Source organism: Streptosporangium sp. H16, from assembly GCF_051918855.1.
In the GTDB taxonomy this organism is placed as follows: Bacteria; Actinomycetota; Actinomycetes; order Streptosporangiales; family Streptosporangiaceae; genus Streptosporangium.
Genome location: NZ_JBPXMD010000006.1, coordinates 101922 through 114228, shown reverse-complemented (window position 1 = coordinate 114228; position 12307 = coordinate 101922). Strand labels below are relative to the sequence as shown.

Sequence of the window (12307 nt, the reverse complement as noted above, 5' to 3'; positions counted from 1 at the left end):
ACACTATCCGTCGCCGCAGGTGCGCACCTCCGTCACACGAAGGAGGCTCGCATCGTCCGAAAGGGCAATTCTCAGCCGCTAACTCCCACCCGGGCGCGCCGGCAGCCTCATCCCGAACCGGGACCAGTAGGCCTTCTGGATGAGAAGCGTCACCACGCCGGAGATGACCATGCCCGCGACGTTCACCCCGAGCTGGATGGCCGAGGCGGCCATGTCGCCCCAGCGGGCCAGCGCGGCGGCGACCGCGAAGTATCCGGCGGCGGGGACCGTGGTGACCGAGATGAAGACGCCGACCAGGGCCGAGGACTTGCCCGCGGTGACCGAGAGCACTCCGGCGGCCCCGGCGAGCAGCGCGACGATGAACGACCACCTGTCGTACTTGACGATGAACTCGATCTCCTCGTGCCCGGTCGCCAGGGTGCCCACGCCGATCCAGCCGAGCCCCCGTGTGACCAGCGCGCCGACGAAGGTGATCACGACGGCGGCGGTGAAACCCAGGACCAGGGTCCTGGCCGCGCGGCCGATGAGGTCCCTGTCGGTACGGAGCAGGCCGAAGCAGACGGCCGCGATCGCGCCGAACTCCGGTCCCAGCACCATCGCGCCGACGATGAGGATCGGCGAGTTGACGATCACGCCGATCGCCGCGAGCAGCGTGGCGATCGTGAGGAACACGAGGAAGGCCCAGGTGAGCCGGGTGTCCTCGTCGACCCGCTGGGCGAACTCCGCCCAGACCACCGCGTCGTCGCTGTCGCCCGGCGCCTCCTCCTTGGCGCGCTCGGCCACCTCCGAGATCGACAGGTCGACCTCCTCGGCCGCGATCGAGCCCTCCGCGTGCAGGCCGAGCTCCTGGAGCCGCTCGATCACCTCGTTGGCGGCCTCGCGGGCGATGTCGAACTGGACGAGGTCACCGGCGGGGGAACGCGCGGCACCGGGGAAAACCACGATGTTGACGACGCCGACGCACTCGTCGAGCACCTCCAGCACCTCGTCCGACAGCTCCGGCGGACTGATCACGCGTAGATGCAGCACGGGCCAACCCTAGGACCTGTGCCCCGGTTTGGGGATCCGTCCCCAGGGGGAACCGGGGCTGCAGGCGTGAGAGGAGCCATCCGAGCAGGGGACCGGGGAGTCCGGCATGGTCACCCAGGTGCGCCCGCCGCGGTGAGATGGGATGAACGCGTACCATCGAGCCTTGCCACTCTGCGATACGGGCAAACGGCGACCGAATCGTCACGCGGGAGACGCCAGCGCATGAATACGCCACCATCGCCACCTGGAGCGGAGCGGAGTGCCGGATCATCCGTCCGGATCGGCGCTCTCGTTCCGCTGACTCGGCCTGGCTGGGTCGAGGCGGGCCGGCACCTGCTCGCCGGACTCGAGCTGGCCGTTCGCGACGTCAACGACGCCGGCGGGATCGCCGGAAGACCACTCGAGCTGGTGGTCCGGGACACCGCGGCCGATCCGCAGAGGGCCGTGGCGGCCGTGGACGAATTGGCCGGCCTGGGCGTGGCCGCCTTGGCGGGGGAGTATCACAGCGTCGTCGCTCGCGCCGCCGCCGCCAGGGCCGACGCCCTCGGCCTGCCGTTCCTCTGCTCGTCGGCGGTTCTCGACGCGCTCACCGAACAGCCGACGAAATGGGTCGCGCGCCTCGCCCCGGCGCAATCCCGCGGCTGGCGGATCTACGCGGACTTCCTCCTCGGGGCGGGCCACGGTCGAATCGCCGTAGCCGCAGAGCCGAGTGTCTACTGGGCGTCTGGGACCCGTATCCTGCGGGACCACCTCGCCGCACGCGGCGGCACCGTCACCGAACTCGACATGCGCGCGCTCGCCCCCACGGCCGTGTGCGACGAACTCGTCGGCAATCGGGCGACGGCTCTCCTTCTTCTGGTCGGCAATCCGGAGCCGGCGGTGTCGATCGTCAGGTCCGTCCGCCGCGACCAGCGCCTCGCCGAGATCATGATCGGTGCTCCGGCCGGGCAGCCGGAGTTCGCCGAATGGGCGACGTCGCTGGGGGACGACGGCGCCGCGATCCCGTTCTTGCGCTACCTGCCCGAGCGCCTCGGCCCACTCGGTGCACGAGTCGAGACGGCCCTCCGCGAGCGGCTGGCCGAGACGCCCTCCTTCGTCGCTTTCGAGGGCTACGACACGGTCGCCGTCCTCGCCGACGCGCTGCGTTCTCACGGCGCGGACCGGGCGCGCACCGCCGAATCCTGGCCGCGCGTCGCGGTCGAAGGCACCCGCGGGCAGATCCGGTTCTCCCGCACACCCGGCATCAGCGTTTGGCAATGGACGTGGACGCCGATCCAAGTCGTTGATCGAGATCCGGCGGAACCCGATCGCTTCCGGATCCTTCACACCGGTTGAGAGAGCACGGAGGTCCGGCTGCCGCCCTCGCCGTCCCAGGCGGGCGTGGTTCCCCTGACGACATGCCTCAGGGGACCTTGGCGGCCGGGCCCTCAGGGGACCTTGACGGCGGGGTCGGCGCTCAGGCGCCGGAGCAGGCCGGCCGTCCGGGAGGCCTGCTCGGCGTCCTGTCCGGTCCGGTGGCCCGACTCGATGGCGCCCGCGAGAGCCGCCAGCTCGTGCGGCGGCAGGAAGGCGCGCGCCGCGCGCAGCCGCAGCAGGACTTTGCGGCCGCCCCGCTCCTGGGCGTACAGGTAGAGGTACGGGAGCCTGCGGCCGGTGAGGTCACGGGCCCTTGAGCACTCGGGGAAGGAGTCCAGCCAGACGTGGGCCCGCGCGAGGTCCACCCTGCGCGTCGTGAACGCGCCGCGGACCTCCACGACGCTTCCCTCCATCTCCGCCCGGAAGTGGAAGATGCCGAGGAGAACGATGAGGAAGACCATCATGACCACGACGAAGGGCACCATCAGGATCTGGGATTCGAGAGAGGAGCCTCCGGCGGACAGCTGAACGGCTCGTTCGAGCTTCGAGATCACGAACAGCGGGATGCCGACGAAAGGGACGGCCAGGAGGATGGCGCCGATCTTCATGCCGGTGCTCGCGCCAACGCTCAGCTTCAGCGGCCCATGGGATGGGATGCTCACGTATTAGACACTAACCCCCTTAACTAGCGGGTCTTTGGCGCTATTTCGGCATATATGACTGCACGTAGAGAGAAGTTTTACCTCCGGCGGGTGTTGGTTTCGCGGCGGCCGTAACGGCGCCTTCCCCTCGGAGCCGTCCGGTGGGAGTCCGGTGGGAGAGGGCGTCTCATCGAGGCGCGGGTGCTCAGGTGAGCGAGTCGATCCAGCGTTCCAGGCGGCGGCCCTCCCCGGCCATGAGCTCGGGGTCCCTGAAGGTGTTGGTGAGGAGCGCGATGCCCTGGTAGGCGGCGACCAGGGCGACCGCGAGCTCGCGGGAGTCGGATCGGCCCATCTCCCGGAACTGCATCTCGGCATAGTCGATCAGCAGTCGCATGACCTCGGCCGCGGCGCGGTCGAGGCCGTCGGTGCGCTTGTCGAGCTCCGAGCACAGGCTCCCGGTGGGACAGCCGTACCGCGCGGTGAGCTCGCGTTGGTCGATCCAGCCGCGCAGGAGCGCCTTCAGGCGGTCGCGGGGGCCGGTGTGCAGGTCGAGCGAGGCGGTCATCGCCCGGAAGCCGAGCGCGTGCGCCTCGATCGCCGCCTCGACGAGCTGGTCCTTGGTCTTGAAGTAGTAGTAGACGTTGCCCAGGGGGACCTCGGCCACGCGGGCGATGTCGGCCAGCGTCGTCTTCTCGACACCCTGCTCGTGCAGGACCCGGGACGCGGCGGCGACGAGCCGCTCCCGCTTGCCCCGCTTCGCGGTAACTGAGTCAGTCATCTCACTAACGAGTGTAGACAACCGGGGCGGCTGCTGGCTATGGTCCTTTTAGTCAGTCAACTAACTTACTTGCGACGGGCGGGACTCTCATGATCGTGGTCACGGGATCGACCGGGAACGTCGGACGAGTGCTCGTACGGGCGCTCGCCGAGGCAGGGGAGCGGGTGACGGCGGTTTCGCGACGGCCTTCTGACATGCCGGAGGGCGTGACGCACCACCGGGCCGACCTGGCCGACCCGCAAAGCCTCCGGCCCGCGCTCGACGGGGCCGACGCGCTGTTCCTCCTCGTCGCCGGTGCCGGAGAGCACCTGAACCCGCGAGGCATCCTCGACGTCGCGAGGGCGGCCGGGGTCCGGCGGGTCGTCCTGCAGTCCTCCCAGGCCGCCGGGACGCGACCGGAGTCCGGCTCCCACGCTCCCCTCCGGGCGTTGGAGGACGCCGTCCGGCGGTCGGGCCTGGAGTGGACCGTCCTGCGGCCGGGAGGCTTCGACTCCAACGCGTTCGCGTGGGCGGAGATGATCCGCTCGCGGCGGACCGCCGCCGCGCCGTTCGGCGACGTCGGGCTGCCGGTCGTCGACCCGGCCGACATCGCCGAGGTCGCGGCAGTGGTCCTGCGCAAGGGGGAGCACGCCGGCCACACGTACGAGCTCACCGGCCCGGCGCCGATCACCCCGCGACGGCGGGCCCAGGCGATCGGGGACGCGCTGGGCACGCCGGTGCGGTTCGTCGAGCAGAGCCGCGAGGAGGCCCGGGAGCAGATGCTGCGGTTCATGCCCGAGCCGGTCGTGGAGGGCACCCTCGCCATCCTGGGAGAGCCGTCGGCCGCCGAACAGCGGGTGAGCCCCGACGTGGAACGGATCCTCGGCCGCGCCCCCCGCACCTTCGCCGAGTGGGCGCGACGCAACGTCGGCGCCTTCAGGTGACCCGCCCGCGGCGTTGGCGAAGGCACATCCGCGCTCCTCGGCCGGAGGCGCCGGGTTCCCGATGTGCCGCTGCTCCGGCAGCCCCGTTGTCACCGTCCGCTACCGCGGACTCGCGAAGCACGCGGTCAGGGCGGGGTTTCGCGGGTCCGGACGACGCGGCCACCGGCCACCGGCGTGATCCGTGACCAAAATCGGCGATCTGGTCGCCGGTTTTTGAATCGGCCGTCACTTGGCGTAACCAATGCCGTAGCGTTTGGAAAACAACAACCGCCTCGGGGGAGTGACGCCCGGAAGGGGCGAGCGATGCCACCCAGACCCCGCAGCCTCAAGCGGCAGATGGACGTTCTCACAACCCAGATGCGCGAGCACGGGGCGACGTGGAGCCAGATCGCCGCGGACTATCAGCTCCGGTTCAAGCTCAATCCGCTGCGCGGCTTCCGCGAGGCACACCGATACACGCAGTCCGAGGTGGTCCGACTATGGAACCTGCGCTGGCCAGACGACGTGCTCAGCGAACGCCGGCTCGGGGCGTGGGAGGCCTGGCCTTCGGCGACAGGCAACGAGCCTCCCATCTCCGGACTGGAACGCCTGGCCCGCATCTACCGGTGCCGGGCCGGGGACCTGGTCCATGGGGAGGACCACAGTCGTGAAGACGACCGCATCGGCAGGCACCCGGCGGCCAAGGACCGACCCGTTCCCCGGCCCGTACTCACCGTTACCGATATCGCCTCATTTCTGGACGGGTTGCCGACACAGCCGCCCGGCCACGAGGCCGATCGGGTTCTCACGGTCGCGGCTCTGCGGGAGCAGGAGTTCGGCTATCTGGTCGCCGCTCTCACCCAGTGGGCGGACGGGATGAAACGCCGCGACCTACTGGCCGTGGTCGCCTCCGCGGCCGCCGCGGCGCACGCCTCCCCCCTTCTCGCCCACCTGGACCGCGACGCCCTCGAACGCCTGACTTCGGCCTCCCAGGCGCCCTCCCGGGTCGACGGCGAGGTGGTCGGGCATGTGGAGACGATCCTTCGTCACGCCATCAGGCAGGAGGACATCCTGGGTCCCCAGGCGGTGCTGGAGACGGCTCTGGCGCAGCACGGGCTGGTCCGCCGGCTCCTGGCGGGCGCCGCCGACGAGGACCTGCGCCGGCGACTGATGTCGCTGCTCGCCGACGTATCCCGTTTCATCGGGTGGCTGCTGTTCAACTCCGGTGACTTCGCCGGAGCCGAGCACTATTACGGCCAGGCCCGGCGTGCCGCTCATGAAGCCGACGACGACCTCATGTCCAGTTACGTGCTCGCCCAGTGGAGTCACCTGGCCACCTGGTCCGGCGACCCGCGTCTCGGGGTCGAGCACGCTCTCGGGGCACTCGCCTGGGCGCAGCGAGCCGGCAGTCCCATACTGATCGCCTACGCCAACGACGTCGGCGCCCGCGCCTATGCGGGAATCGCGCGTCGCGAGAACGGCAAGAACCGGGCCAGGGACCACGCGCGGTGCCGTACCGCGCTGTCGGCCGCCCGCTCGGGGCTGGACGACTCCACGAAGGACGACCCCGGCCGGAGACTGACGTACTTCTTCGGTCCGGCCATGCTCACGCTGACCCGCGCCCTGTGTCACCTCGACATGCGTGAACCCGACAACGCGATCGCCTGCGCGCGCGAGGCGATGACCTCGATAGGGACGGCCTTCTCCCGCAACCTGGCGTTCGGCCACCTGTATCTCAGCCGCGCGTTCGCCCAGAAACGTGAGATCGGCCAGGCCTGCACGGAACTGGCCCTGGCCGCCGAGCTCACCAGCCGCAACCGGTCCCCGCGACTGGTCGCGGCCACCGCCGACGCCCGCCAGGCCCTGTCACCCTGGAACCGCACCGACGCCGTGGTGCGCCTGGACGAGCGGCTGCGCTCCTATGGCCTGCCCGCGGGCAGGTCTTCCAGGACGTAGATGTCGTAGACGTCGTTGACGGACGACGCCGGGGCGTCCACGCTCCCGACCTGCCGCCAGCCCCATGATCGGTAGAGCCGCTGGTTGCCCTTCAACCGCGGCTCCACGGCCAGCACCGCCCGCTGCGCCCCGCACCCCGCCAGCACCGCCTCGGTCAGCCGTCTGGCGATGCCGCGCCCGCGGTGGCCGGGCAGTACGCCCAGATCCACCAGGTGCCAGGTGCGGGAACCGGACTCGTCGGTGAACCCGGCCGGGAGCGGATCACGTACGCCGTGCCACCAGCGACCCCCCTCCCGCAGAAAGGCCCCGTAGGCGAAGCCGACCAGCAGCCCGTGCTGCCGGGCGACCGACAGCCGGAACCCCCGCCGTCCGAGGAGGTCGGCGTAGGAGGCGCGCTGGTGCTCGAACTCGGCGGGCCCCTCGCTGTTGGGCGGGGCACCGAACGCCTCCCGGTACGCCGCACCGACCTCCTCGGTGAAGGTCCCGGCCTCCTCCGGGCCCAAAACCCTCACGATCACACGACCGCTCGCTGTCCTGCCCACGGCACCCGCCCTTCTCACCCGCTCTCGTCTCGAAAACTATCCGCGGGGCCTTGCCCGAAACAGCCGGGAAGGCCGCTGCCGCGACGGCCGCGATCGGGGCGCCGCGGTCATCCGGCCTGCCGGGAGCGCAGAGAGGGTCAGATGCGGCGGAGGCGGACGCGCTGGATGGAGTGGTTGGCGCCCTTGTGCAGCACCAGGTCGGCCCGGCCTCTGGTGGGGGCGATGTTCTCGACGAGGTTGCGCTCGTTGATGTCGCGCCAGACATTCTTGGCGAAGTCGGTCGCCTCCTCCTCCGACAGGTCGGCGAGATACCTGAAGTAGGACTTCGGGTCCTCGAAGGCCGTGCGCCGGAGCTTGTGGAAGCGGTCCACGTACCAGTCGCGGATGTGCTCGACCTTGGCGTCCACGTAGATGGAGAAGTCGAAGTAGTCGTTGATCGCGAGGGCGGTGGGCGGGGCGGGCTGCAGGACGTTGAGGCCCTCGACGATGAGGATGTCGGGACGGCGTACGGTCTGGGTCGCGCCGGGCACGATGTCGTACTCCAGGTGGCTGTAGACCGGGGCCGTCACCTCCGGCAGGCCCGCCTTGACGTCGGCGACGAACCTGACCAGGGCCCGCCGGTCGTAGCTCTCGGGGAAGCCCTTCCTGTGCATGATGTCCCTGGCGGTGAGGGTCTCGTTCGGGAACAGGAAGCTGTCGGTGGTGATCAGGTCCACCCGGGGGTGCTCGGGCCAGCGGGCCAGCAGGGTGTGCAGCAGCCTGGCCGTGGTCGACTTGCCGACCGCGACGCTTCCGGCGATGCCCAGCACGTACGGGGCCGGCCGCCGCCCGCCGCCGAGGAAGGTGTTGAGCGCCGCGCTGCGCTGCCTCACCCCGGTGAAGTGGAGGTTGAGCAGCCGGGTGAGCGGCAGGTAGATGTCGGTGACCTCGGCCAGGTCGATCGGATCGTCGACGCCGCGCAGCTCCTCCAGTTCGTCCACGGTGAGCGTGAGGGGGGTGTTCTTCCGGAGTTCGCTCCACTGTGCCCGGCTCAGCTGCACGTACGGTGTCGCGGTGTCCAAACCGTTGGCCATGCTCAGAGAGCCTACTGATCCGCCGGGAACGGGCTCCTGCCGGGTGTTGATCCGCCGGGAGCGGGTTCCCGCCGGGTGTTGATCCGCTGGGAGTGGGTTCCCGCCGGGTACCGGTCGGGATTCTTGGGCTGTCCGGGGGGTTCTCCATAGACGCGGCGGCCGATCTCTCAGGGAGGGGGTATGACAATGTGCGGAATAGTGGGATATACGGGACAGCGGTCGGCGGTCGAGGTCGCGGTCGAGGGGCTGGGCCGGCTGGAGTACCGGGGGTACGACTCGGCGGGGATCGCCCTGGTCGGGGCGGACGGCCTCGCCGTGGAGAAGCGGGCGGGGAAGCTGGCCAACCTCCGCTCGGCCCTGGTCTCGCGGCCCGTGCCGCCGGCCGGCGCGACGGCGGGGATCGGGCACACCCGGTGGGCCACCCACGGAGCCCCGACCGACCGCAACGCCCACCCGCACACCGACTGCGACGGGCGGATCGCGGTCATCCACAACGGGATCATCGAGAACTTCGCCGCGCTCAGGACCGAGTTGGAGGGCACGGGGCACCGGATCGTCTCCGAGACCGACACGGAGGTGGTGGCGCACCTGCTGGAGGAGTTCGCCGCCGGGGGGCTCATGGAGGCGATGCGCCGGGTCTGCCTGCGGCTGGAGGGGGCGTTCACCCTGCTCGCGGTCTCGGCCGACGAGCCCGACGTGGTGGTGGGGGCGCGGCGCAACTCGCCGCTGGTGATCGGCAGGGGTGACGGGGAGAACTTCCTCGGCTCGGACGTGGCGGCGTTCATCGCGTACACGCGCGAGGCGGTGGAGCTGGGCCAGGACCAGGTGGTCGAGCTGCGTCCCTCGAAGATCACGGTCATCGACTTCCAGGGCCTGCCGGCGGTGACGCGTGACTACCACGTCGACTGGGACGCCTCCGCCGCGGAGAAGGACGGCTACGACCACTTCATGCTCAAGGAGATCGCCGAGCAGCCCCGGGCCGTCGCCGACACGCTGCTCGGCAGGATCGGCGAGGACGGGCGGCTGGTACTGGACGAGATGCGGCTGTCCGACCAGGAGCTGCGCGACATCAACAAGATCATTCTGGTCGCCTGCGGGACCTCGTACCACGCTGGGCTCATCGCCAAGTACGCCATCGAGCACTGGGCCCAGCTGCCCTGCGAGGTCGAGGTGGCGAGCGAGTTCCGCTACCGCGACCCGATCCTCGACCGCGACACGCTGGTGATCGTGATCAGCCAGTCGGGCGAGACCATGGACACCCTCATGGCGGTACGGCACGCGCGCGGGCAGCGGTCCCGGGTGCTGGCGGTCTGCAACGTGAACGGTTCCACGATCTCCCGTGAGTCCGACGCCGTCCTCTACACGCACGCGGGCCCCGAGGTCGCGGTGGCCTCCACCAAGGCGTTCCTCACCCAGCTGGTGGCGTGCTATCTGGTGGCGCTCTATCTCGCCCAGGTCAGGGGGGTGAAGTTCGGCGACGAGATCACCCAGATCGTCGAGCGGCTGGCGCAGATGCCGTCCAAGGTGAGCGAGGTCCTCGCGACCGTCGAGCCGGTCCGCGCGCTGGCCAGGTCGCTGGCCGGCGAGCGGTGCGTGCTCTTCCTGGGGCGGCACGTGGGCTTTCCCGTCGCGCTCGAAGGGGCGCTGAAGCTCAAGGAACTGGCGTACATGCACGCCGAGGGCTTCGCGGCGGGGGAGCTGAAGCACGGCCCGATCGCGCTGATCGACAAGGGGCTCCCGGTGGTCGTCGTCGTCCCCTCGCCGTCCGGCCAGCGGGTGATCCACGACAAGATCGTGTCCAACATCCAGGAGATCCGGGCCAGGGGCGCGAGGACCCTCGTCATCGCCGAGGAGGGGGACGTCGCGGTCGCGCGGTACGCCGACACGCTGATCCACATCCCGGCCGTGCCGACCCTGCTCCAGCCGCTGGTCGCCACGGTGCCGCTCCAGGTCTTCGCGTGCGAGCTTGCCACGGCCAAGGGGCACGACGTCGACCAGCCCCGCAACCTCGCCAAGTCGGTCACGGTGGAGTAAGCCGGGGCCGGGGGTTCTCCACAGCCTGTGGACAAAGCCTATGGATTATCCACGGCCGGAAGTGGGTATAGGAGCTGCCCGCCTTCTTGTCAGATTAATTGTCGATATATGCCATATAGCGGTTTACTGGGACGGATTAACGTGGCGTGAATCCACCGGACCCAAGGGAGCCGCAAGATGGATCGTCGTCGTTTCCTCGCCCGAGGCGGTGCGCTGGCCGCGCTGGGGGTGGCCGGGCCGTTCGCCGGCGTCGCGCGGGCGGGAGCGAACGGGGAGATCCTCCCGGGCGCCGGGTACGGGCCGCTGAAGCCGGTCAAGGACGAACGGGACGGCGTGGTGCGGCTCCACCTGCCCGGCGGCTTCCACTACAGGTCCTTCAACGCCGCCGGCGACAAGTACAGCGACGGATCCACCGTCCCCTCCCGGCACGACGGCATGGCCGCGTTCCGAGGGCCGGCCGGCAGCGCGATCCTCATCCGCAACCACGAGGTCAACGGCCCGGTCGGCGCGTTCGGCGACCCGGCCAAGGCCTACGACCCGGCGGCGGGCGGCGGCACCTCGACCCTCCGGGTCACCCGCTACGGCAAGGTGCTCAAGTCCGCTCCCAGCCTGACCGGCACCCAGATGAACTGCTCCGGCGGCCCGATGCCCTGGGGCGCCTGGGTGACCTGCGAGGAGACCGTGAACGGGCCGGACGTGGGCAACGACTTCACCGGCCAGGACAACGGCAAGCTCACGCAGAAGCACGGCTACATCTTCGAGGTCCCGCTCGACGGCAAGGCCGGAGGGCCGATCAGGAACGCCGGGCGGTTCGCCCACGAGTCGGCCGCGTTCGACGGGTTCACCGGCGCGATCTACCTCACCGAGGACAACTTCGGCTTCGCCTCCGGCTTCTACCGCTACCTGCCCCCGAAGAACCCGCTGGAGGCCCGCCGCATCCTCGACGGCGGCAGGCTCCAGATGCTGGCCGTGCGGGGCGCCCCGGGCAAGGACCTCTCGCTCGGCCAGCCCAAGGGGGCCTCGTACGCGACCACCTGGGTGGACATCGACGACCCCGACCCCGCCTTCATCGGCATCCCCGCCAACGACGTCGCCGTCCAGGCCGTCGGTAACCAGGGCAGGGCCAAGGGCGCGGCGATCTTCTCCCGGCTGGAGGGGGCGATCAACCACCACGGCACGATCTACTTCGTCTCCACCCAGGGCGGCGCGACCGCGTCCGGCGACACCCCGCCCAGCGGCTTCGGCAAGGGGCGCGGCCAGGTGTGGGCGTACGAGACGTGGAGCGGGCGGCTCAGGCTCGTCTACGAGTCGCCGGGCGCGGTCACCCTCGACCTGCCCGACAACGTCACCGCCAGCCCCCGGGGCACCCTGGTCCTCTGCGAGGACGGCTCGGGCGACAACTACCTGCGCGGTCTCACCCGCCGGGGCGAGATCTTCGACTTCTCCCGGCTGGTCCCCGTCGACGGCGACTCCGGCGCCGAGTTCGCCGGCTCGACGTTCGGCCCCGGCGGCCACACCCTCTACGTCAACGTCCAGTCGTCCAAGGGGATGAGCTTCGCCATCTGGGGCCCCTGGCAGCGCGGCGGCTTCTGACCCGCGGGATCGCGGGCCGGTGACGTGACGCCACTAGCCTGGGAGGGTGATCGTTGGTATCGGCGTCGACGTCGTGGACACGGCCAGGTTCGAGGTGACGCTGGCGCGGACGCCCGCGCTGCGGGATCGCCTGTTCACCGAGGGGGAGAGCACGTTGGGCGCGGCCTCCCTGGCCGCCAGGTTCGCGGCCAAGGAGGCCGTCGCCAAGGCCCTGGGCGCACCTCCAGGGCTGCGGCACCTGGACGCCGAGGTGATCGCCGGGGAGCACGGACGGCCCGAACTGCGGGTGACCGGGCGGGCGGCGGAGGTCGCCAGGGCGCTGGGCGTGGCCCGGTGGCACATCTCCCTGAGCCATGACGGGGGCGTCGCCATCGCCTACGTGATCGCCGAGGGATAGATTCGG

The 12307-nt window shown here is 70.5% G+C and carries 11 protein-coding genes; 6 read left to right on the top strand and 5 right to left on the bottom strand.

The genetic code is table 11. The annotated features are described in order from the left end of the window. Positions 1 to 78: 78 nt before the first annotated feature. Positions 79 to 1029 carry a DUF389 domain-containing protein gene (locus ACTOQ2_RS12300; RefSeq protein WP_440099756.1) on the bottom strand — a complete coding sequence of 317 codons (951 nt, stop codon included), beginning with the start codon at positions 1027 to 1029 and terminating at the stop codon, positions 79 to 81. Between the two features lie 222 nt (positions 1030 to 1251). Between ACTOQ2_RS12300 and ACTOQ2_RS12295 the strand changes: the two genes are divergently transcribed. Then, entirely contained in the window at positions 1252 to 2364 is a 1113-nt protein-coding gene (locus ACTOQ2_RS12295) for an ABC transporter substrate-binding protein (RefSeq protein WP_440099894.1), read from the top strand. A 92-nt stretch (positions 2365 to 2456) separates the two neighbouring features. On the opposite strand, the gene ACTOQ2_RS12290 is transcribed toward ACTOQ2_RS12295, so the two are convergent. Continuing rightward, on the bottom strand, positions 2457 to 3047 hold the full coding sequence (locus ACTOQ2_RS12290; protein WP_440099755.1) for a hypothetical protein: 591 nt from the start codon (positions 3045 to 3047) through the stop codon (positions 2457 to 2459). Between the two features lie 184 nt (positions 3048 to 3231). Continuing rightward, a complete protein-coding gene (locus tag ACTOQ2_RS12285) occupies positions 3232 to 3804 on the bottom strand; it encodes a TetR/AcrR family transcriptional regulator (RefSeq protein WP_440099754.1) in 573 nt (190 codons plus the stop codon). Positions 3805 to 3893: 89 nt separating this feature from the next. On the opposite strand from ACTOQ2_RS12285, the gene ACTOQ2_RS12280 reads away from it, so the two are divergent. Both ACTOQ2_RS12280 and ACTOQ2_RS12275 read left to right on the top strand, forming a co-directional pair. Continuing rightward, positions 3894 to 4727 (top strand): NAD(P)H-binding protein, encoded by an 834-nt coding sequence (locus tag ACTOQ2_RS12280; RefSeq protein WP_440099753.1) that lies wholly within the window; start codon positions 3894 to 3896, stop codon positions 4725 to 4727. Positions 4728 to 5030: 303 nt separating this feature from the next. After that, positions 5031 to 6662, top strand: a complete 1632-nt coding sequence (locus ACTOQ2_RS12275) for a hypothetical protein (RefSeq protein WP_440099752.1) — start codon at positions 5031 to 5033, stop codon at positions 6660 to 6662. Here ACTOQ2_RS12275 and ACTOQ2_RS12270 read toward each other — a convergent pair. After that, positions 6626 to 7174 (bottom strand): GNAT family N-acetyltransferase, encoded by a 549-nt coding sequence (locus ACTOQ2_RS12270; protein ID WP_440099751.1) that lies wholly within the window; start codon positions 7172 to 7174, stop codon positions 6626 to 6628. The genes ACTOQ2_RS12275 and ACTOQ2_RS12270 overlap by 37 nt on opposite strands. A gap of 167 nt (positions 7175 to 7341) precedes the next feature. Further along, positions 7342 to 8277: a type I pantothenate kinase gene (gene coaA / locus ACTOQ2_RS12265; protein ID WP_440070986.1), complete on the bottom strand. Its 936-nt coding sequence runs from the start codon at positions 8275 to 8277 to the stop codon at positions 7342 to 7344. 198 nt (positions 8278 to 8475) lie between these two features. On the opposite strand from coaA, the gene glmS reads away from it, so the two are divergent. From glmS to ACTOQ2_RS12250, 3 genes are all read left to right on the top strand, one after another. Beyond that, complete coding sequence (gene glmS / locus ACTOQ2_RS12260) at positions 8476 to 10311, top strand: glutamine--fructose-6-phosphate transaminase (isomerizing) (protein WP_440099750.1); 1836 nt, start codon at positions 8476 to 8478, stop codon at positions 10309 to 10311. Between the two features lie 177 nt (positions 10312 to 10488). Beyond that, complete coding sequence (locus tag ACTOQ2_RS12255; RefSeq protein WP_440099749.1) at positions 10489 to 11904, top strand: PhoX family protein; 1416 nt, start codon at positions 10489 to 10491, stop codon at positions 11902 to 11904. 46 nt (positions 11905 to 11950) lie between these two features. Then, complete coding sequence (locus tag ACTOQ2_RS12250) at positions 11951 to 12301, top strand: holo-ACP synthase (protein ID WP_440099748.1); 351 nt, start codon at positions 11951 to 11953, stop codon at positions 12299 to 12301. Positions 12302 to 12307: the final 6 nt, after the last annotated feature.